The 19,581-nt window shown below is 59.9% G+C and carries 22 protein-coding genes; 5 read left to right on the top strand and 17 right to left on the bottom strand.

Annotated elements, in window-relative coordinates:
- From EDC35_RS17355 to EDC35_RS17275, 17 genes are all read right to left on the bottom strand, one after another.
- The gene (locus EDC35_RS17355; RefSeq protein ID WP_132978531.1) at positions 1-396 is read right to left on the bottom strand and encodes a type II toxin-antitoxin system VapC family toxin; all 396 of its coding nucleotides are present in this window, start codon (positions 394-396) and stop codon (positions 1-3) included.
- Positions 393-635 (bottom strand): hypothetical protein, encoded by a 243-nt coding sequence (locus tag EDC35_RS17350; protein WP_132978530.1) that lies wholly within the window; start codon positions 633-635, stop codon positions 393-395. The genes EDC35_RS17355 and EDC35_RS17350 overlap by 4 nt, the downstream gene beginning before the upstream one ends.
- A 499-nt stretch (positions 636-1,134) precedes the next feature.
- Positions 1,135-2,079 carry an Rpn family recombination-promoting nuclease/putative transposase gene (locus EDC35_RS17345; RefSeq protein WP_132978529.1) on the bottom strand — a complete coding sequence of 315 codons (945 nt, stop codon included), beginning with the start codon at positions 2,077-2,079 and terminating at the stop codon, positions 1,135-1,137.
- Positions 2,076-3,326: a glycosyltransferase family 4 protein gene (locus tag EDC35_RS17340; RefSeq protein ID WP_132978528.1), complete on the bottom strand. Its 1,251-nt coding sequence runs from the start codon at positions 3,324-3,326 to the stop codon at positions 2,076-2,078. Before EDC35_RS17340 ends, EDC35_RS17345 begins: the two co-directional genes overlap by 4 nt.
- An 88-nt stretch (positions 3,327-3,414) precedes the next feature.
- A complete protein-coding gene (locus tag EDC35_RS17335; protein ID WP_132978527.1) occupies positions 3,415-4,878 on the bottom strand; it encodes an undecaprenyl-phosphate glucose phosphotransferase in 1,464 nt (487 codons plus the stop codon).
- A gap of 160 nt (positions 4,879-5,038) precedes the next feature.
- Positions 5,039-5,761 carry a hypothetical protein gene (locus EDC35_RS17330; RefSeq protein ID WP_132978526.1) on the bottom strand — a complete coding sequence of 241 codons (723 nt, stop codon included), beginning with the start codon at positions 5,759-5,761 and terminating at the stop codon, positions 5,039-5,041.
- A gap of 6 nt (positions 5,762-5,767) precedes the next feature.
- Entirely contained in the window at positions 5,768-8,044 is a 2,277-nt protein-coding gene (locus tag EDC35_RS17325) for a GumC family protein (RefSeq protein WP_132978525.1), read from the bottom strand.
- Positions 8,045-8,071: 27 nt separating this feature from the next.
- The gene (locus EDC35_RS17320; protein WP_165903468.1) at positions 8,072-8,599 is read right to left on the bottom strand and encodes a polysaccharide biosynthesis/export family protein; all 528 of its coding nucleotides are present in this window, start codon (positions 8,597-8,599) and stop codon (positions 8,072-8,074) included.
- Positions 8,600-8,624: 25 nt separating this feature from the next.
- Positions 8,625-9,908, bottom strand: coding sequence for an outer membrane beta-barrel protein (locus tag EDC35_RS17315; RefSeq protein ID WP_132978523.1), 1,284 nt, complete (start codon positions 9,906-9,908; stop codon positions 8,625-8,627).
- A gap of 95 nt (positions 9,909-10,003) precedes the next feature.
- The gene (locus EDC35_RS17310; protein ID WP_132978522.1) at positions 10,004-10,777 is read right to left on the bottom strand and encodes a hypothetical protein; all 774 of its coding nucleotides are present in this window, start codon (positions 10,775-10,777) and stop codon (positions 10,004-10,006) included.
- Between the two features lie 171 nt (positions 10,778-10,948).
- The gene (locus EDC35_RS17305; protein ID WP_132978521.1) at positions 10,949-11,611 is read right to left on the bottom strand and encodes a hypothetical protein; all 663 of its coding nucleotides are present in this window, start codon (positions 11,609-11,611) and stop codon (positions 10,949-10,951) included.
- A 106-nt stretch (positions 11,612-11,717) separates the two neighbouring features.
- Positions 11,718-12,101 (bottom strand): Mth938-like domain-containing protein, encoded by a 384-nt coding sequence (locus EDC35_RS17300; RefSeq protein WP_132978520.1) that lies wholly within the window; start codon positions 12,099-12,101, stop codon positions 11,718-11,720.
- Between the two features lies 1 nt (position 12,102).
- Positions 12,103-13,038, bottom strand: coding sequence for a 5'-nucleotidase (locus EDC35_RS17295; RefSeq protein WP_132978519.1), 936 nt, complete (start codon positions 13,036-13,038; stop codon positions 12,103-12,105).
- A gap of 12 nt (positions 13,039-13,050) precedes the next feature.
- On the bottom strand, positions 13,051-13,515 hold the full coding sequence (locus EDC35_RS17290) for a hypothetical protein (RefSeq protein ID WP_132978518.1): 465 nt from the start codon (positions 13,513-13,515) through the stop codon (positions 13,051-13,053).
- Between the two features lie 81 nt (positions 13,516-13,596).
- Positions 13,597-14,229 carry a ParA family protein gene (locus tag EDC35_RS17285; protein WP_132978517.1) on the bottom strand — a complete coding sequence of 211 codons (633 nt, stop codon included), beginning with the start codon at positions 14,227-14,229 and terminating at the stop codon, positions 13,597-13,599.
- Between the two features lie 63 nt (positions 14,230-14,292).
- The gene (locus tag EDC35_RS17280; RefSeq protein ID WP_132978516.1) at positions 14,293-15,063 is read right to left on the bottom strand and encodes a hypothetical protein; all 771 of its coding nucleotides are present in this window, start codon (positions 15,061-15,063) and stop codon (positions 14,293-14,295) included.
- Between the two features lie 105 nt (positions 15,064-15,168).
- Entirely contained in the window at positions 15,169-15,564 is a 396-nt protein-coding gene (locus tag EDC35_RS17275; RefSeq protein ID WP_132978515.1) for a hypothetical protein, read from the bottom strand.
- 274 nt (positions 15,565-15,838) lie between these two features.
- Here EDC35_RS17275 and EDC35_RS17270 point away from each other — a divergent pair, with 274 nt between their 5' ends.
- The 5 genes from EDC35_RS17270 to EDC35_RS17245 all read left to right on the top strand — a co-directional run bounded on the left by EDC35_RS17270 (position 15,839) and on the right by EDC35_RS17245 (position 19,419).
- Positions 15,839-16,321 (top strand): HMA2 domain-containing protein, encoded by a 483-nt coding sequence (locus tag EDC35_RS17270; RefSeq protein WP_132978514.1) that lies wholly within the window; start codon positions 15,839-15,841, stop codon positions 16,319-16,321.
- A gap of 67 nt (positions 16,322-16,388) precedes the next feature.
- Positions 16,389-17,435, top strand: coding sequence for a permease (locus EDC35_RS17265; protein ID WP_132978513.1), 1,047 nt, complete (start codon positions 16,389-16,391; stop codon positions 17,433-17,435).
- Between the two features lie 201 nt (positions 17,436-17,636).
- Positions 17,637-17,879 carry a thioredoxin family protein gene (locus EDC35_RS17260; protein ID WP_132978512.1) on the top strand — a complete coding sequence of 81 codons (243 nt, stop codon included), beginning with the start codon at positions 17,637-17,639 and terminating at the stop codon, positions 17,877-17,879.
- A gap of 572 nt (positions 17,880-18,451) precedes the next feature.
- Positions 18,452-18,973: a hypothetical protein gene (locus EDC35_RS17250; protein WP_132978511.1), complete on the top strand. Its 522-nt coding sequence runs from the start codon at positions 18,452-18,454 to the stop codon at positions 18,971-18,973.
- A gap of 101 nt (positions 18,974-19,074) precedes the next feature.
- The gene (locus EDC35_RS17245) at positions 19,075-19,419 is read left to right on the top strand and encodes a hypothetical protein (RefSeq protein ID WP_132978510.1); all 345 of its coding nucleotides are present in this window, start codon (positions 19,075-19,077) and stop codon (positions 19,417-19,419) included.
- The last annotated feature ends 162 nt before the right edge of the window (positions 19,420-19,581 follow it).

Raw genomic sequence — 19,581 nt, 5'->3', positions numbered from 1 at the left:
TCATGACCCAATCAACGTGCCAGGCGATTCAAAGTAGGCCGGAAACGCACCGTCCAGGCTCATCAATCGGGCGCGTGTTTCAATGGCCGTTGCGATGATCAGGCGATCGGCGGGATCGCGGTGGTGCTCCGGAAGATTGGCCGCGCGGGCGGCAATCCGCCGGTCGATCGGGAGACACATCACGTCGGACCCCTCAAGCGCCTGCTGAAGCCAGTCGGCTAGGCTCAACCGGAGGTCGAGACGGCCTCGGCGCGTGAGCCAGGCGACCTCCCAGCAGGTGATCGCGCTGACCGCGAGCCGATCCGCCGTCTCAATCGTCTCGATCAATGCGGATGGCAGGGGATTGGCCTCGGCATCGACCCAGCGCACCCAGATGTGTGTATCGAGCAGGATCACGGCAGCGCGTTCCAGTCGTCTTCGGGCGCGGCGGGCGTGAGCAGATCGTCCTGCATAACGACCGAGCCAGCGAGCCGTGGTGAGGGTTGGCGACGTGGTCTGACAACGGGTTTGGCTGAGGCGTCGCCGATGTCCTCGTCCATGAGCACCAGGACGCGCAGCCGGATCCCGTCGGGCACCTGGTCCGGTAGTCGCAGGGTGTGATGTTGCGCGACCGCTTCGAATTCGATGGCTTGCATGGTCAAGTTCTCTTGGGGAAACGGGTCAGCCAGGGTGGGTAGAGTGAGCACGGTCTGACGCCGATCATTGGCACGGATGCCGATTGGTCACGAAACCCGCCGACCCCACGCACCAACACTTGATCGTTGCACATCCTTCGACTGCGCTCAGGGCAGGCCGAGGGCATTTGGGGTTGGGGGCGAATTGGCCGTGTCGGTGCGCGCGGCGGGGAGTTCCGGCGGAGTTCCGGGGACAGTTTACTGAATTGCTTCAAGGTTCATTCTCCCGATGCCGATCGGATTATCGGCATGATCAGTCAGCTATTCTCATCGTGTCGGCGGCCCGCACGGCGCAAAAACAACTTGCCCATGACCCATGGCGGTTCCTGCTCCCCCTCTCCCCAACCCCTCTCCCGCGAGGGGAGAGGGGCTGAGAGCTGCGGGTATGCTGAGATCCGTCGCACCAAAGACATCTGACGCCCGGAAGCGCGATCCATCGGCGGTTGATCCGGCGACCCCATCAATGCAAGACCTCGTCCAGACTCCGCGCCTCCAGAATCCGCTCCGACCATTCCAGGAGCCTGTCGGATTCGGCTTGAACGATACGCTCGCGCACCGCTGCGCTGGGTGGGCCGAACTTGCGCTCGATCTGGTGCAGAAGAATTTTAGCTTCGCCACGCTGTTCGCCAAGCTGCTTGCCTTGCGCAATGTATCTGTCGATGAAGGTCTCCATCAGAGGCTCTCCGGATAAGGTTTGTTCGAGGAGGCGACGCACCTGCGGCTCATCGAGCCGCCCGGTACCTTGGACATAGTAGCGCAGCAGGGATTCGAGGATGTCGAGCGCGGTGGGGTCGCGGCTAACCTTGGACATCAATTCGAGCAGTTCGCGGAAGCGTTCGGCGGGCTGGTCGCTGTAGATATGACGCAGCGCGAGCTGAACCAGTCGGGACAAGACCTCGCCCTTGATCTCGGTGCTGCCCTTGGCCGAGATGTCGTGCAGGGCATAGCCGAACTGAGGCACATAGGGTTTGAGCGCCTCGGGCAGCGGGGCGATCAGGTCGTGGAAGCGTGCGGGAGCGCGCCAGCGTCCTTGTCCGTGATACAGCACCAGCGGATAAATGGGCGGCAGGGTCTTGGCCTTGGGGTTCTGATCGCGGTACAGCTCGCCGCTGGCGACGATGTAGCGCAGCAGTTGCAGCAGTACCCAATGCTCGGGCTGGCTCTTGTGCTCGAAGAGCAGATAGACCGAGAGCTGGGTGTCGCGATAGGGGATCTGGTAGATCAGGTCCGAGTAGACCTTGCGCAGCGCCTCGGTGACGAAGGTATCCGTTGAGATCGTCAGCCGCTCCAGGTCCAGCTCCGCGAGCAAGGCCGGGGGCAGGACATGGCGCAGGACATCGCGTGCGATGCCGGGACGTGCGAAGTTCTCGCGAAAGAAGGCGTCGTGCGGTGTGGGCGTCGTCATGCGGACTCCGGCTCCGTTCCGTTGACGTGCGCCGGCAGTGCCTCATCGACCAGGGTTCGGTAAGCGCGGGCCGCCGCGCTGCGTCCAGCGCACCGCTCGACATAGGCCCGCCCATTCCGCCCCAGGCGGGCACGCTCGCCCGGATCCGCCATCAACCGCTCGACCACCTCAGCGAGCGCCTCGGCCCGGTTGGGCGGACAGATGACGAAGGCGTCCGACTCCACACGCAACCGATCGAGCGGCGAATCCACCTCAGCCGTACAAACGAATGTCCGCCCCGCCGCCATGATCGAATAGATTTTGCTCGGCACCGCAAAGGCGGCGCCAGCGGGGTTCTGGGGGACCAGATGAATGTGTCCCTGGGCCAGTCCGGCGGACAGTTGATCGACTGGGAGCAGTGGCTCGAAGCGCAGATTGTTGAGCGCGCGTTCCTGCGCGAGCCGCTGGAGTTCCTCGCGGTAGTTGCCGTCGCCGCGAATGATGAGCATGGCGTCAAGCTGTCGCTGCTGGAGATGCCCGGCGAGGTCGATGAGTTGTTCCAGCCCCTGTTTGCGTCCAATGTTGCCGCTGTACAGGAGTGTGATGGGGCCGGGGTTTTCCGGCTGCGGCTGGATGAGATCGTCATCCACCGTGGGCGGGATGATGTCGATGGGAGCGGTCACGCCAATCGCTCGGATAGCGTCTGCCATTGCGTCCGAGAGTGTCACGATGCGCTGCACCCGATTCAGGATCAGGCGCTCAAGACCTTCGAGCAGTCGGATCGTCAGCCCCTGACGGACGATGCCCAGAGAACGGGCGAGCCCGGATTGCAGATCGTGCATCACAGCCAGGCGTTGTACGCGACTGGAGACCGACAGCAGCATGGCGCCGACGGCCAGAATACTGGGACAGACGGCGATGACGGCATCGGGACACGGACGCCGGAGCAGAGACCACCAGGCCCGAAGTGCAAAGGGCAGTTCGGTTTTCAGGCGTGACAGCGCCCCGCCGCCGGGATGCTGCGGGGCGACGGCGAAGCGGACGATGGAGACGCCCTGGTGCTGCTCGATGTCTCTGGATCCATCGCGATACGCAGGGAAAACCACGCACTCGGGATAAGAAGGTCGCGCGGTCAGCACGGTCACCCGATAGCCGGAATGGGCGAGGATTTCGGCTGTTTGCTGCACAGGGGGCGCGCTGCCGGTCTTTTCGGGCCAATAGAGCAGCGACACGATCACGATGTGCTTGGGCGGTTCCTCAGTATGCATCTGTATCCTGCTTTGTTTCGTTTCCAAGCCAGAGCGCGGGGATGTCGCGGAATTTTTGCCCAATCTCTGGAGCGTAGGAGCCAGCGGTTTAATAGGCGTTTTCCTGTTTTTTGAATAACAGCAGCAGGGTCTTGACGATAATCAGAATGTCCAGAAAGACACTCCAGTTTTCGATATAAAAGAGATCATGTTCGACCCGTTTGACGATCTTTTCGCACGTATCGGTCTCACCACGCCAGCCATTGCATTGCGCCCAGCCGGTGATGCCGGGTTTGACGCGGTGGCGGCTGGCGTATTCGCTGACCACGTCTTCCAAAAGACGCCCCTCCGACTTCGTACCCTTGGCATGTGGACGCGGCCCGACAACCGACATACTGCCCTGAATCACATTGAATAACTGCGGCAATTCATCAATGCTGGTGTAGCGAATGAAACGCCCAACTCGGGTGACACGCGGGTCGTTTTTGACGGTCTGGCGCTCACAATGATGATCGGTCATCTCGGTATACATTGAGCGAAACTTATAGACCTTGATCAGATTATTGTTGAAACCGTAGCGATCCTGGACAAAAAGCACCGGCCCTCTGGATTCAATCCTGATCGCAAGCGCGACGATGACCATGAGAGGCGAGAGCAAAACGAGCGCCGGGATCACGAGACAAAGATCCTCAATGCGTTTGACGACAGCATTCCAGTCGCTGATGGGGCGGTCTTTGAGACTCAGGACATGCATGCCGCCGACGCGGAGCACCGGACGGTCGGCGTACCTCAGGCCCAGTTTGTCCGGGGCCATATAGATGTCCACCGCCCAGGATGAGAGTTTCTGCAGCAGACCGTCGATCCGCTCATGCGCGGTCCAGGGCAGCGCCATGATGATGAGATCGATGCCCTGCTCGCAGATCAGCGACTCCGCCAGGGGTGTCGCCCCCAGCACGGGAACGCCGCGATAGGAGTCTGAGAGCCGGGTCATGCGGTCGTCCAGAAAACCGATGACACGAATGTCCTGATCGTCGAACCGGATCAGGTGATCCAGCACCTCGCGGCCATTCTCACCGGCCCCCAGAATGATGGCCTGACGGCGTCGCACGTTCCGGGAAGCAGGACTGGACAGATGCCAGACCAGAACCACGCGGCTGATCAGGATATAGCCGGCGAAGGTGAGCAACCAGAATCCCAGCCAGAGCCGTGAATAATCCGCCGTGATCTTGAAGGCGAAGATGACGAGGATCAGTGCGCCAAAGCCGAAGATGATGCCGCCAAAGGCAACGTAGGGCTGTTTGATCTGCTGGTGGAAACGGTGCCAGTCGTAGAGACCGTTGGCAAAACCGAACACGCTGTAGGCCAACATTGTCAGCGTGACGGCGAGACCATAGCGCAGCCAGGTTTCCGGTGAGCTTGAGATGTCCAATAAAACATAGACGACGAGCGAGCTGACGATCAGCGCGGCCATGTCCAGAAAATACAGATACAAATGGAAATAAAGATGGATGGCGTTGCCGCGATGGGCGGATTGCCGTTTTTCATGTCTCGCTTCGATGATTCCTGTATTCATTCAGCAGTCCCTGTTCAATCAGATTAAAGATCACTCGGCGTATGGGCTCGGCCCTCTCTCCCCGGCCCTCCCCCGCCAGGGGAGGGAGATGAATCGCCCCTCCCCTGGCGGGAGTTTGTAGGGGCGATTTAAATCGCCCCTACAGTGGGCATACCGGAAATCACCTCAATTTCGCCTCAAAGCGTTGGAATACGCCTTCATCCGGCTTGAGGATTCGCGTCACAAAGGCCATCAACCGAGGATCGGACTTGATCGCGCGAATGAATGGCTGGGTATTCGGGTTGGTTCCAGACTCTGGAAACAGCGATTTGATTTCGGTCCTGATCACATCCAGAAAGGCGGCATCCCAGACGGCCCGGCATTGCAGGGCCAGATCCAGACGGTAAAAGAAAAAGTCCGGCTCGATCAGCGCCACTCGATAGGATTGCTTGAGATAGCGCAGGGCTTGCGACAGATCGCCACGGCGCATGATGTCGGCTTCCGCCAGATAGGCCCAGGTCAGTGGATGAACGGGTTCCTGCCGCAGACTGGCGGTGAGAATCTGCACGATCTCTGCCTGAGCATCCGTTTGGGCTGTCGGCGCGGATGCCTGATTTTTGTGCTCCATCAACCGCAGAAAACCAAGCCGGCGCTGCTCGACCGCTCCCTGTGTCCAGGCCGGCATCCGGGCATAGAGTTCAGCGGCCTTGTGCAGGTGGCGTTCTTCGCCGGCCTCCAACTGGGTGTCATGCAGTGCGAAATAGCGATTGGCGGGGATCCGGGTCAGTTCCCTGGTCAGACCGAAACCGGCGCTGGCCAGCAGAGCCACAGCGACGAGACTCAGCAGCGAGCCCTGAAGCGTGTCCCGGAGGGTCCAGACCGATGAGGGATGCGCGTTTCGCATGGCGCATCAGTTGGCGTAATAGTCGCCGTAACGCCCGTAATAGGAGGCGTAATCGCCATATCCGTAATAGGCGTGTTTTTTGATGTCCACCTGGGTCAGCACCGCGCCACCCAGTGGCGCACCGGCCTTGCGCAGGAGATCGAGCGCATTCCTGACCGCATCCCGCGCCGTCGATTCCCATTTGACGACGAAGACGACGGCATCGACCACATGGCTCAGCACCACGGCATCCGACACCGCCAGCAACGGCGGGGTGTCGATGATGATGAGATCGTACTGCTCGGACGCCTCGCGCAGCAGACTGCGCATTTTGTCCGATTGCAGGAGCGCCTGCGGATTATCGATTTTGCCACGGGCCAAGATGATGTCGAGCGCAGAGGTCTTGTCCGTGACGAGACAGTCCTGCCACCTGTGCCCGGTTTCGACCAGATACTGCGACAGCGAAGGTTTGGTTGCGTCAAGCTCGGCCATGGCCTTGCCCACATTTGCACGTCTCAGGTCAGCTTCGATATAGAGCACCCTGAGATTCCCGGCCCGCGCGAGCAGCAGCGCCAGACTCAGACAAAAGGTGGTCTTGCCTTCACCAGGCAGCGAGGACGTCACCAGGATGGTTTTGGGCTTGCTGTCGCCCGGATGGCCGAACATGAGCGAGGTATAAACGGATCGCAGCGATTCGGAATACGCCGACGTGGGCTTGTTCAGGGCATACTGAAATGGTTTCGAGCCTTTGAGCTTCAGGTTCGTCAGTCTCGGAATCATTCCGAGACCTTTGATTTTATTTATCTTCTGTAGATGTTCCAGGGCGCGGTAGCCGTTATCCAGCGCCTCCAGCAGAAACGCGAGCCCGAGCCCGACCATCAGCGACAGAACCAGGGCGACGGCGAGGATCAGCCTGGTCTTGGGAAAGGATGACTCGACCGGCGTTTCCGCCTTGGAGATGATGCGGGCATCCGCCTGCTGAAGGTCATTCTGGTTCGAGGTCTCCTTGAAACGGGAGAGGAAGGTTTCGAGCAGCACGCGGCCGGACTCAGCCTCGCGCTCCAGTTCGCGAAGCTGGACCCGCGCCTTTTCGACCCCGGTGCTCTCCCGCTTCAGCTCTTCAAGTTTTTGCGACAGGGTCGTGACCCGCGCCCGCGACACGCGGACCTCGTTTTCGACGCTGTTGGTGACCTTGCTGACCTCTTCCGCGATTTTGGCGCGGATATCGCTGAGTTCCGCATTGATATTGACGGTATCCGGATGGCGCGGGCCATAGCGTTTGGAGATTTCGGCCTGTTTGCGACGGACTTCGGCCTCCTGTTCGCCCAAACGCTGGATGAGCGGTGATTTCAGCACCTCACCCAGGGAGGCGGCGCTGTTGCGCCTGCCAACCTGCGCCTGGACCTGGCTGTAGCGCGCCTCGGCCTCGGCCAGATTGGTTTGCGCGGTAATGAGCTGGACATTGAGCTCGGCAAGCTGCTGCTCGCCAACGGTGCCCTGATTGCCCGATTGGATGATTTCGTTCTGCTCACGGAAGGCTTGAACGGCGTTCTCGGCGGTCAGCACGCGCTCTTTCAGGTCGCCGATCCGCTCGCTGAGCCAGTCGGTGGCGCGCTGCGTGGCCTCGAATTTGGCTTCGAGCTGGTCGGTGAGATAAAGCTCGGCCAGGGTGTTGGTCAGAAGCGCGGCCTTGGCGGCGCTTTCGGATTCGAATCCAATCCTGATCGTATAGGAGAGTTTTGGATTCGAGGTCGAGAGTGCTTCCGTCACCTGATCCACAACCGCCGCCTGTTCCAGGGCGGCCCGCTCCGCTTCGGTCAGGAGTGCTTCATCCTCGGTGACGATACCGAGCGCCAGCAGCCAGTCATGCGAGAGATAGGTTTTGGGATTGAGCGCCAGCGCCAGGGGATTTTTTTCGCGCAGTGCGGCGTTGAACTCGGGGTCTTTCGTCAATTGCAGTTTATCGACCAGCTTGCCGATCAACCGGCGCGAAGAGATGACATCGAGTTCGGTGCGGATGACGCTGGCGTCGGCGGACAGTCCCGACATGACGGCCTGAATATCGACGACCGATTCATTGCGCGTTTGCAGCGTCAGCAGTGCCGAGGCGGTGTAACGCGGCGTCAGTTGCAGGGTGAACAGCAGGGCGATGCTGGAAATGAACAGCACCGAGCCAATGATGACACCCCGGCGACGCCAGATGGTGCGAAGAAGTTCTTTGATATCGATGAGATCGGCGTCTGTCTCGACAACCTCGTACTGAATCGGCACACCGGGCGTCACCTTGTCATCACTCCATTGCATTGGGTCAGGAAAAATCCGTCAGGCGGTTTAGAAGAAGCGTTCTTCCACGGTGATGATGTCGCCCGGCTGCACAATCGTACTGTTCTGTACCGGAATCCCCTCCTGCGCGCCGCGCTGGATGAAGATTTTTTTCTTGGCTGCACGCGGCGTGAAACCACCGGCAATGGCGACGGCGTGCAGAACGGTCATGTCCGCGACATAGGGGTAACTGCCCGGCTTGATGACCTCTCCAATGATGAAGAATGGGCGATAGTCGAGAATATCGACGCTGACCTTGGGATCTTCCATGAATCCGGCGGAGAGTTTTTGCTTGATCAGCGCCTCGGTTTCGACGAGCGACAGCCCCTGTACCGCCACCGGCTCAATGAGTGGGAGCGAAACCGTACCGTTTGCGTTGATGTTGAACTCGCCGGACAGATAGGGTTCGCCAAAGACGGTGATGCGGATCTTGTCGCCGGGGCCAAGCTTGTAGTCCTGTGTCTGGGCGAGCGTCTGAGATGACCAGGTCGCGCCGGCAATCAGGACGGCTGTCAGAAAATAAAGAATCGTCCGCATCGGTTTTTCCATGAGTTGGCAGTCATCAATAGTTCAGACGAAGCTGAAGCGAAGCCAGGTGTTTAACATAGCTGCTGCCGGCTTCTGAGCTGTCGCGTTCACTGAAATCATAGGCAGCGCGCAGGCTGACCAGCCGGGTAAAGAAATACGACAGACCCAGTCCGGCAGCATAGGTCTTGTCCTTTCTGGATGAACCATCGTACTCGCCATCAATGAAGCCGAGGCGGGTGTCGAGCAGGAGCGTCCGCATCAGTTTATGCTCGACCCTCAGTGACACCGAGGTGTTGATCAGCGCGGATGCGCCGGATTCGGTGGTTTCCTCGCTGCGACGATCCAGGTTGCCGATCACCGAGGTGAGTGAGGTGGGATTCCAGAGCAGATCACCGCCGATCACGAACGCTTTGCCGCCAGTCACATCCGTTAATGAGTCATCGGCATAAAAGCTCGGCGCATAGCCCAGATAGCCGCCGACCACCCAGAGATCGCTGACATTCTTTTTCACGCCAAGCGTGAGATTGTAGCCCCAGTTATCGCGATCCGGTCCACCGTATTTGGTCGGATCGTCATAGTTGACATCTTTGAGGCGGGCGCTGAAATAGGCTTCATTGCCGGGGACACGCTGATAGCTGAGTCGCAGACCGCCATCGAGAACAACACGGTCGCGCGTTGAGTTGTCAATGGTTCCACCGCCAAAGCGCGGGCTGTTTTCGTATTTGATGTCATCGACCAGGCCATCGACACGCAGCCCGAGCACACCTACCCGATGCTCAACACCAAGCCCGCCTCGCAACAGATCGTAAACGACCGGCTCAGCGGCGGCGCCGATGTTATCAGCCGAATCGCGCGGCTCATGGGCGTGCCGGTAGAGGAGTTCCGTGAGCAGATTGGTGCCACGACGGACCTCAAATTTGTTGGTGTTGCTGGCGTAATAGTCCTGATAGTTCTCATCCGTGAATTGCTTGTAGAAACCGAAGTCACCGCCGACCTCCAGGTTGATCTGATGCACCGACCAATCGGACTGGAGTTTGGCGCGCGGCTTGAGGATGGTGATGAAGTCGCTCTCTTCAGCGTCTTCGGTGGCGTAGATATTGCTGTCGTAGGTCTCGGCGAGTTCGATGCCCGGAAAAAGCTGCCAGGCGCCGAGCCGGATCGAGGTCGCGCCATAGGCCTCGACCGGACGCTTGGCAACGCTTTTGGAATAATCGATGTTTTCCCGCACGCCCTGATCGGGAGGTAATTCCTGGGCAACGACCGAATAACTCAGCAGAGACAGGCCAAGGGTTACAGACGAACGGATCCATTGCTTCATTGTTCAAGACTCCTTGATCCAAGGCGGCCGGCGCGCGGGAAAGCCGCGCCGGTCGCATGGGACTATTTTGAACGGGTCGCCGAGGCGACTGGCGGCTAGATGGCTGGACTGGCCGGGGTCTGGGTACCGCCGCTACCAGTGCCGCCACTGATGTTGCCGAATGATGCAAAGCTGGAGGAACCCAAGGTTCCTGCGCCGCTCGTCGGACCAGCTGCGCCAGTCTCGGCTCCAGGACCGGCTGCGGGGGCAAAGCCAGCAAGATCAGCCTGAGCGTTTGCCAGTTCGACCGCGCCCTGGATCTGTGAAGCCACATCCGGCGTGGCGCTGAGCACGGCTGGATTGGCCGCCAGCGCGGCCAGCGCACTGGAAACGGCAGCGCTGTTAGCCAGCGTGATCCCTTTGGCCTCGGCGGAACGCTGCGCCAGCGTGCTCGCCTCGGACAGGGCGACGGTGGCTGCGCCGACCACGCTCGGAGCAGCGGCGATCACAGCGGGGTTACTGATGACGCCGATCGCCATCTCAGCGATTGACATCGCCGCCTGTGGATTGTCAGCCGCCAGCGTCGATGCGATGGATCCGGCTGCAACAGCGACCTGCGCCGCCAGTGCGGGTTTCGATGCCGCAAGCTCAGTTAATAATGTGTTGAGCGCTGCCAACTGCTCCGCCGTCGGGTTGGCGCCAAGCCAACTGGAAAGCAGCGCCTCCAGGTTTCCGTCTTTGACGGCCTGCTCAATCTGGGTCGCAGTGAGCGGCGAATTGAGAGTGGCGGACGATGCATCAGGCGTGTTTGCACCCTGCGCCTGAACAAAAACCGGGGTCGCCACCGCCAGCGCAACGGAAAGTGTCGTGATAAACAGAGAGTTTCGCATTGTGTTTAGGCTCCTTGATGTTGAGTTCAAATCATCCAGCGAGAGGCAAAGCCAAATTCCATCGTTTTCCAGCAGAGATTATGGTGCATCAGCGTTGCGACGGGCAATTTTATTCTGTGCCAGACAAGTCGGTATGTGTAAATCAACTATCATTCCCACTTTGATGTTGGACTATTCAAGCGGCGCCCTGAGCCGGGCGAAATCGTCCCGATTGACGTACTGGATGATGAGATGACCAGCGGGATCGCGCCCGATGTCCAGTCCGCGTTCGGGATAGAGCCAGTGGACGATACCGGTTTTGGTTTCGGTCAGACGCTCGGTCGGCACGCCGAAGCGCTGCTCGATCAGCGCCGGATCCAGACGCGCCTTGGGCAGATAGCCGATGCTGCGGATGGGTCGGCGGGCCAGGGTCTCGGCGTCCAGCGGGTTCAGCTTGACCTTTTTGCTGCCGCTGGCGAGCTGGCTGATGCGCAACCCGCGATCATGCATGGCGCTCAGGGTTGACTGATCCACATCCAGGGTGATGACGAAATCGGCGCGCAGTCGCTTGAGATAGATCTGCTCGAAGAAGGCCTCGACGCTATAGGCTTGAGCGGCGTCCGGGGTCTGGAAGAGATTGATCTCGCCGGTTTCGCCGAAGACCTCGCGCACCTCGGCGAGCGTCGTCTGACCCAGCGTGAAGCCGAAGACCTGCGTGCGGCCCGATGCGTCCTGAGCGATGCGCCAGGGCAGCCGGTCGATGCCGTCATCCACCGTCGGCGGCATCAGCAGCAGCACGGCGAAGAAGCCCAGAATCGCCGCACCCAGCACGGATAGGAAAATCTTGCGGTCCATGGCAAGCGAGCACTCCAAGAGGGGAATGGACAGGATTAACAGGATTTTTCAGGATGGACAGGACTTTTTAAATCCTTGTTTTGCGCTGGGCGCGGTTTAATCCTGTCTAAATGGGCGATATTTGAGGCAGCAGCCCGGCGACGACGCGACGGCCTTCGCTCATGAGGATGTTGCAGGTGCGGCAGGCGGCGCCGGTGTCCATGATCTCGATGCCGACGCCTTGCCGCATCGCCCGGACAGCGATGGCCGGATCCGGGAAGACCTGTGCGCCACCTGTCCCCAGCACCATCACCTGAGGCGCCAGCGCCAGCAGCTCATCCAGATGCGCGACGGTCAGGCCGGCGACATCGCGCGGCCCCCAGGGCGCGATGATCCGCTCGGGGGTGACAATCAACCCCTCTCGATACAGCCGCCCGCCAATCAGGATGCCATCCGCTCCATAGGCCTGGATCAGATAGCCGCTGCGGTCGTCTGCTTCGCTGAATTTCATGCTACTCCTCACTGGCGACGAGATTGGCGACGCCGTGCGGAACATGCCCGGTCGCGACATGCAGACGGGCCGCCTCGCAATGGCTGGTCTGATCGTCGAAGAAGATGTCGGCGTCGAAGGCAGCCAGGAAGTTCGCTTTGCTGAGTCCGCCCAGAAACAGGGCTTCGTCGATGCGGATGCCCCAGGCGCGCAGGGTGCGGATGACCCGCTCATGCGAAGGTGCACCGCGCGAGGTGACGAGTGCGGTCCGCAATGGCGAGGCATCCGGCGGGAAGAGCGCCTGGAGCCGATGGATCGCGACCAGCAGACCTTTGAACGGCCCACCGGGCAGAGGCTCGTGGGCGGCGGCGAATTCGCTGGCGTTGAAGACCTCAAGCCCTTCCTGACGGTAGAGTCGCTCGGCTTCATCCGAAAAGATCACCGCATCGCCGTCGAAGGCGATGCGCACCTGTGCGTCGCCATGTTCGGCGGTCGGCGGGGAGGCAGGCAGCAGCGTGGCCGCCGCGCAACCGGCGTCGAGCGCCAGACGCACATCCACGGGGTCGGCGGACAGAAAAAGATGCGCGCCGAAGGCCGAGACATAACGATAGGGACTGGCGCCGCCGGTAAAGGCGGCGCGGGCGATATCCAGTCCGTGGTGATGCGCGGAGGTCAGCACCCGCAATCCGGTATCCGAGCTGTTGCGTGAGAGCAGGATGACCTCCACCCGTCCGCGCTCGCCCAGCAGGGCGTTGAGGTTCATCAGCTTCTTGACCAGCGGAAAGGCCACGCCCGGTTGCAGCATATCGCCCTCATGGGCGACCTGATACTCGCGATAGGCATCGACCCCCTGGGTCTCGAAGAGACGATGGGATTCGCTCAGATCAAAGAGCGCGCGCGAGGAGATGGCGACGATGAGTCGCACGGTCGGGACGGACTGCGCTGCGTCATGTGGCATGGGATGGACGGTCTACCAGGGCATGAACTGGTTCATGAAGTGCATGGGGCGTCCGACGCTCTGATTCATGCCCGCCATGTCGTGACGCATGGAAGCGGTCGAAAGGGTCATGTTCTGCATGGAACGATCCATGTTCTGCATGCTGACCAGCATCGGCGTCAGGGTATTCACGTCGGTCGCCATGCTGTCCACACTCATCGCCATGGTCTGGATATTGACGTTCATGTGCGAGATGTTGTCCGCGATCGACTGCATGTTGCCGGACATCGCCATCATGTTGCGTTCAACGACGAGCGACAGCGAATGCACGTCCCTGGCGAGACTGAAGATGAGATAAAAACCGTAAGCGGCCAGGATGATGAAGGCAAAGAGTGAGGGATAAACGATGAGTTCCCAGCGTTTGGCGCTGGTCTCGAAGGCTTGAGAGAGTCGCTCAATGGCAAGCGCATTGAGCTGGGGATCTGTCGCCCTGTGCATGAGGGCGTCCGCAGCACCGGGCTCCGCTGACCCCTGCCCGTTGGTTGGAAGCTCTTGATTCGGCATGATGGGCGTGTTGTCCTAGCGAATGAGTTGCGGATAAAGAACGGCTGCCAGCCCCAGAAATTCGCGCGCCGCCTTGCCGCGCGGTTCCAGCTCAAAGACCGCCAGACCTTCACTGAATGAGCGGCGAAAGACGGTGCGCTGGGACAGGCGCGGCTTGATGAAGCGAATCCCCGGCAAGGCAATGAGCGCGGCGGCGGTCTCGTTGGTCTCCTGCACCGCATGATGGGTATCGCCACGGTTGATGAAGCCGATGAGGTCAGGAGGCGTTGCGCGTTCGACCGAGGCGATGAGCTGGAGATAACGCTGCGTCGACCAGATGTCGGCCTGCGAGGGTGGCACCGGCACCACTACCCGATCACAGAGCGCCAGTGCCCGGCGCATGCTGTCCATGTCCGCCGCGCCGACATCGATCAGGGTCTCATCGGCGTCACGTAACGACTCTTCGTTCAGACCGCTCTGATCGGCGACCGTCAGCAGCGGCTTGAAACCCTCTTCCCGGCGCACCGCCATGACATCGGACAGGGTCGCCTGCGGATCGGCGTCCACCAGATGCACCCTGGCCTGCGCTTGGGCGAGCCAGACGGCCAGATTGAAGGTCAGGGTGCTCTTGCCGGAGCCGCCTTTGAGACTGCCGATGATGGTGATCATGATGCCAAGCGAAGGTGATTTCCGGAAAAGGACGTATCCCTGTAGGGGCGATTTAAATCGCCCCTACTGCGAAGCCGGCGGCAGCGTCATCCGCGAATAATCCGACGGAACCTGAAAGAGTTCGTCGGGCTGCGGGCCGGGTTGGATGTTGACCAGCTCGCGCACATTGCCGCCGGGAAGCTCCTCGCGCACCGCCAGCTTGAGTTCGGGATCGTACCATTGAAAGCTCTGCATCGGCGGCTGGTTAGGAAGCGTGGTCGTCATCTCCCATTTCTCGACCGCCCGCCCGCTGTAGGTCTCCTGACCAAGCAGTTTCAGTTCCATGGCCTGACCGTTCGGCATCTGATATTTGAGCGGCAGCCCCCGTTCCACGTCGAGCCACTGGGTGCCGGTCAGGGTTCGACCCTCGCGCGTCACCGACATTTCCCATTTGATCGCGGGACGACCGGCCACCGACTCCTCGCCGATCCGCTGACAGATCACCTCCTGCAAACCGGTGCAGGGATTGGTTTCGGCTGAGGGCGGCGTCGGGGACGCGGCAGTATCGACGCCCGGAGGCGCCGCATGTTCCACATAGCTTTTCTGTTCGGGGAAGAGGATCCATTCCATGCGGCGCTGGTGGTCGCTGATCCGCACGATCTGGCGCCCTTCCTGCGACATCTCGATCCGCACCCGCCCGTCACCGACCGACATCCTGCCAGCGGTCGGCGGCGCATCCGGCCCGCGCGTGACCATCTCCGCCGAGAACTGCATGCCCCCGGTCTGCGCCTGCGCCGCGACCGTGAGCGTCGCGCCAAGCACGGCCACGATCTGTAACTGTCTCTGGATGCTCATCCTGTTGTCTCCGCTGTCTGATGATGGGTGATCGCGGCCTGAACAGACGCGACGTTTCCAAGGTCGATCCAAACGCAAAACATCACATACCGCACCGGGCGCGATTTAATCCTGTCGATACCGCCAGTCCGAGTCCGGCGTCTGCCCCATACGCGCCTTTTCCTGCTCCGAAAGCGGTCTGAAACGATAGACCTCCTGATCATCCGGCGCCCGCCAGGCTTCTCCAGGCAACACGGGGTCGCCCCGGAAGCGATAACCGCGAATATCTTCAGGGGCGGGCGCAGGTGCGGATGGAAGACGGTCAGGCGGCGTCTGGATCTGCCAGACATCCGGCGCTCCCCGCGACCAGAGATCGCCGTGTCTGTCCACATCCGGCGATTGCGCAAAGGCTCCGGCGGCACTCACAATCCCGATCAGGACGCACCCTGTTTTCAACGGACTGAACCATCCGGGTCGTGCGATATCTTCCAGCACCATCGGGGTGGCCTGCTCTTTGCCCATGCGTGACGTTCCTCAAGAGCCTGAATCCCCGCGAGTACGGGGAAAGCGTTTCGCGTCGGCGGATAGGGATCCTGAACAGCGCGTCCGCAAGTATAGACTCCCTCGCCGCCCCAACTGAACCGCTATGAATGATCAGAACCTCAACGTCTCCCGCCTTCATCGATACAGTGAATCCGGCTGATGAACTGAATTTATGCCACCATTCCGCTAAAGTATCATTCGTCATCCTGGCCGATGGCCGGGCTCTGTTTTTCCACCGCCCCGAGTTCCGGTCATGAGCCTCATCGTCTCCTCCATCCCTGGACGCCTGCGCCTGCGCGCGCGCGATCTGGACCCTGAACAGGCGGCGGCGCTGCCGGTCGCCATTGAGGCCATTGCCGCCCTGCCCGGCGTGCGGGAGGTGACTGACAACCCGCGCACGACATCGGTGCTGATCCATTACGATCCCCGGATTCTGTCGCAAACATCAATGGAAACCGCTGTGCTGACCCTGCTGGGAGCGGACGATGAGATCGCGCCTGCCGCATCCGCCGCCACCGACGAGGCCAGAGTCGAAGCGACCAAGATGCGCTCACCACAAACGAAATGGCGCTCCCACATCAATCGCGGCGCCAAACTCGGGACGATGACGGCAATGGCGGTTTCGCTGCTGGCGCTGCTGGCGCGTTACAAGCGCGTGCACGCCAGGGCCGGCATCCTGGCGCTGGTTTTCGTCAGCGTTCATCTGTACATCCAGCGGCGCAGACTGCTGCGCTGATCTGCGTCCACTGATACGCTCCCGAAGTCGCTCACTCCCGAGACGATCATCTTTTTTATCATTGTCTATGAACCACCGTCCCGCCGCCCTGCCCCACCGCCTCGCCCCCTGGCTCGTCGGCCTGCCCGTCGCCGCCGCGCTCTGGGTGCTGGCCTACGCCCATCTCATCGAAGTCGCGGATCTGATGATCGGCCTGTTCGGTCTGAGCCGGACGACCCATCTCGGCGGGGCGCTGCATTTCTTCCTCTACGACACGCCCAAGGTGCTGCTCCTGCTGACCGGCATCGTCTTTCTCATGGGCGTCATCCAGACCTTCTTCGCCCCGGAGCGCACCCGCGCCCTGCTCGCCGGACGGCGGCTCGGGGTCGGCAATGCCATGGCCGCAAGCCTCGGCATCGTCACACCCTTCTGCTCCTGCTCGGCGGTGCCGCTCTTCATCGGCTTTGTCTCCGCCGGCGTGCCGCTCGGCATCACCTTCTCCTTCCTGATCGCCGCGCCCATGATCAACGAGGTGGCGCTGGCGCTGCTGCTGGGGCTGTTCGGCTGGAAGGTCGCGCTGCTCTATCTGGGACTGGGACTCGCGGTCGCCATCGTCGCCGGACTGATCATCGGTCAGCTCAGGATGGAGCGCCATCTGGAGGACTGGGTGCGCGCCATTCATGCGGGCGAGACGGCGGCGGCGTCTGGCGATGACCTCACCTGGCCGGAACGTCTGCACGCCGGCCTCAGACATGTCCGCGAGATCGTCGGTCGGGTCTGGCCCTATGTGCTGATCGGCATCGGACTCGGGGCGCTGATCCACGGCTATGTGCCGGAGGACTTCATGGCTGCCTTCATGGGCCGAGATGTCTGGTGGGCGGTCCCGGCGGCGGTGGTGCTCGGGGTGCCCATGTACACCAATGCCGCCGGCATCATCCCCATCGTCGAGGCGCTGATCGGCAAGGGCGCGGCACTCGGCACCACGCTCGCCTTCATGATGAGCGTCATCGCGCTCTCCGCCCCGGAGATGCTGATCCTGCGCAAGGTGCTCAAATGGCCGCTGATCGCGACCTTCATCGGCGTGGTGGCGACCGGCATCCTGCTGGTCGGCTATGTCTTCAATCTCGTCCTTTAAACCGCGTCCAGCGCGACATGCATTATTTCAGTTTGTGTTTAGCTTTGGGGGTTTCACCAACCTCAGTGGAGACGCGGTTTAAAGTTTGATTGTTCAATGTTTTAAACCGCGCCAGCTCGGAATCATCGTCGATTCTGACAAGGCTGACCCGATCCACCACATCGCATACCGCGCCGGGCGCGGTTTAACGGAGTCCATCGCATGAAAAACATCAAGATCCTCGGCACCGGCTGCCGCAACTGCCAGACCACGCTGAATCTGGTCGAGGAGGTCGCCCGCGCCCAGGGCGTCGAGATCGAACTGGAAAAGGTCGATCAGATCCAGGACATCATGCGCTACCGCATCATGGCGACGCCGGGGGTGGTGATTGACGGCGAGGTCGTGCACTCGGGTGGGGTGCCGGATCGCAAAAAGGTAGAGGGATGGTTCGAGAAGTCGGCTTGAAGCCGCACAGGGTCGCTTCCTCAAAGCTCGTTAGCCGCCAAAATGACCGACCAGGATCACCGCATAAGCCAATACAACATCGCCGCTGCTCTCCGAACTCGCCCGGCATGCCATGGCCGGCAAGGAGATCATCATTGCCAGGGGCAACCGCCCGCTGGTCAGGCTCGTCCCGGTGGGTTATCCAAGCGGACACGCCAGCCCGGCTCCGGCAGGGGACGGTTGCTCTGGATGGCCCCGGATTTCGATGACATTCCGGAAGGGTTCGAGGAAGACATCTGATACGGCTCCTGCTCGATACCAACGCACTCATCTGGTGGATAGACGGCGGGATCCGACCTGGAAAACGTCCATGTTTAGGCTGGATTTTTGGCGGAAGCAGGGAGTATATTCCACTCGGCAAGACATGCCTTATGGTGCAGAACGTGTTGCCGAGAGCGGCGGGATGGACAGCCGGTTGGTTCCCGGGATCTTCAACAGGTCGGCTTGATAGGAGATTAGGTGTTTAAACGGATCGCCGTCTAGCTCCCGAGAACTCTAATGCAGTCTAAATAAACTGTTGGGCGCAATAGGAAATGAGTAATCGCTATTTTTTCGATGTTCCTGTCTACAGGCTGCCAAGGGAAAAATATTATCAACAGCGTCAGAAATATATCGAAGATGTGATGTTTCCGAAGGATTCGCAAGATTCTGAAGCGCTGAAAAAATTAGATGAGGAAGACCCGAGTCAAAACACGATGTTCAGGGACCATCTACAAAAATCTTATGGTGGGTGTTGGCGTTTTAATGAAATTATTGGATACATAAGGCTCTATTTTCTAGGCTCCCAGGTTCGGGGGGAATATTATGGAGTGAGGCAAAACAGAATTGTTAAAACAAGGAAAAAGACGCTGGAATTTCAAACATGGAAATTGGCGGCAGAAATGGATGTTCCTTATCCACCGAATAAAAGTGAAATACTTGGCGTGGTGCGCAATTACCTAGAAAACTGCAAGAAAGAATTGCCGAGAAGATACATCGATACAGAAATATTTGAGGCGGCAGCGCCTTATATTGACTGGAAGAAATTATATGAAAAAGGCCTCGCCCAACAATAGCCCGTGTAGGTTGGGGTGAGTTTACGAACCCCAACAATTCTCAGGCATGATGTTGGGATTCGCTCTTGCTCATCCCAACCTACGGTCCTAGGAGACATTTTTTGAACGACAAAAAATTTGAGTCTATCGTTACAGACATTCTTAAAAGCGATTTTAGATCGCTTGATTGGGCCATTTATCATGACGCGCATGAACGCAGAAACTTTGAGGAAGAAGCGATTTCCGTGGTTGTCCGCATTACCGCTAACGATTCCAGATATTACCTTTGCCTCTCCGTCAGTGAAGATTACAGAGAAGACACTCCGCGTGAGAACCTCGAAGTCAATGTTCGGTCTTTTGTCAAGAAAGTAATATTGCAATTTAATCCAGAAAATTATAACGCCCCGAAAGACGGTCGCATCTGTGAGCTTTGGATGCTTTGCAACAAAGGAATAATGCGCTATTGAGCACCAAATCGCCGAACGCAATAATTCAGAGTCCTTTGGGATAGGCGTTCCGCCAAGGCGGCTGAAGCGTCGGTCTCCACCCGGCCCGGCGAGACCCGCACCACGCAAATACCCTTCGGAGTGACTTCTTTCGATAGGCTCTTGCTGTAGCTCGGCATTCGG

This window comes from Thiobaca trueperi (assembly GCF_004342175.1).
Lineage (GTDB): Bacteria > Pseudomonadota > Gammaproteobacteria > Chromatiales > Chromatiaceae > Thiobaca > Thiobaca trueperi.
This window is presented reverse-complemented; position numbering and strand designations above follow the sequence as displayed.

Coding starts and splice junctions, on each gene's coding strand:
- EDC35_RS17350 (WP_132978530.1), bottom strand. CDS start 635: ATGCAAGCCATCGAATTCGAAGCGGTCGCGCAACATCACACCCTGCGA.
- EDC35_RS17345 (WP_132978529.1), bottom strand. CDS start 2,079: ATGACGACGCCCACACCGCACGACGCCTTCTTTCGCGAGAACTTCGCA.
- EDC35_RS17340 (WP_132978528.1), bottom strand. CDS start 3,326: ATGCATACTGAGGAACCGCCCAAGCACATCGTGATCGTGTCGCTGCTC.
- EDC35_RS17335 (WP_132978527.1), bottom strand. CDS start 4,878: ATGAATACAGGAATCATCGAAGCGAGACATGAAAAACGGCAATCCGCC.
- EDC35_RS17330 (WP_132978526.1), bottom strand. CDS start 5,761: ATGCGAAACGCGCATCCCTCATCGGTCTGGACCCTCCGGGACACGCTT.
- EDC35_RS17325 (WP_132978525.1), bottom strand. CDS start 8,044: ATGCAATGGAGTGATGACAAGGTGACGCCCGGTGTGCCGATTCAGTAC.
- EDC35_RS17320 (WP_165903468.1), bottom strand. CDS start 8,599: ATGCGGACGATTCTTTATTTTCTGACAGCCGTCCTGATTGCCGGCGCG.
- EDC35_RS17315 (WP_132978523.1), bottom strand. CDS start 9,908: ATGAAGCAATGGATCCGTTCGTCTGTAACCCTTGGCCTGTCTCTGCTG.
- EDC35_RS17310 (WP_132978522.1), bottom strand. CDS start 10,777: ATGCGAAACTCTCTGTTTATCACGACACTTTCCGTTGCGCTGGCGGTG.
- EDC35_RS17305 (WP_132978521.1), bottom strand. CDS start 11,611: ATGGACCGCAAGATTTTCCTATCCGTGCTGGGTGCGGCGATTCTGGGC.
- EDC35_RS17300 (WP_132978520.1), bottom strand. CDS start 12,101: ATGAAATTCAGCGAAGCAGACGACCGCAGCGGCTATCTGATCCAGGCC.
- EDC35_RS17295 (WP_132978519.1), bottom strand. CDS start 13,038: ATGCCACATGACGCAGCGCAGTCCGTCCCGACCGTGCGACTCATCGTC.
- EDC35_RS17290 (WP_132978518.1), bottom strand. CDS start 13,515: ATGCACAGGGCGACAGATCCCCAGCTCAATGCGCTTGCCATTGAGCGA.
- EDC35_RS17285 (WP_132978517.1), bottom strand. CDS start 14,229: ATGATCACCATCATCGGCAGTCTCAAAGGCGGCTCCGGCAAGAGCACC.
- EDC35_RS17280 (WP_132978516.1), bottom strand. CDS start 15,063: ATGAGCATCCAGAGACAGTTACAGATCGTGGCCGTGCTTGGCGCGACG.
- EDC35_RS17275 (WP_132978515.1), bottom strand. CDS start 15,564: ATGGGCAAAGAGCAGGCCACCCCGATGGTGCTGGAAGATATCGCACGA.
- EDC35_RS17270 (WP_132978514.1), top strand. CDS start 15,839: ATGAGCCTCATCGTCTCCTCCATCCCTGGACGCCTGCGCCTGCGCGCG.
- EDC35_RS17265 (WP_132978513.1), top strand. CDS start 16,389: ATGAACCACCGTCCCGCCGCCCTGCCCCACCGCCTCGCCCCCTGGCTC.
- EDC35_RS17260 (WP_132978512.1), top strand. CDS start 17,637: ATGAAAAACATCAAGATCCTCGGCACCGGCTGCCGCAACTGCCAGACC.
- EDC35_RS17250 (WP_132978511.1), top strand. CDS start 18,452: ATGAGTAATCGCTATTTTTTCGATGTTCCTGTCTACAGGCTGCCAAGG.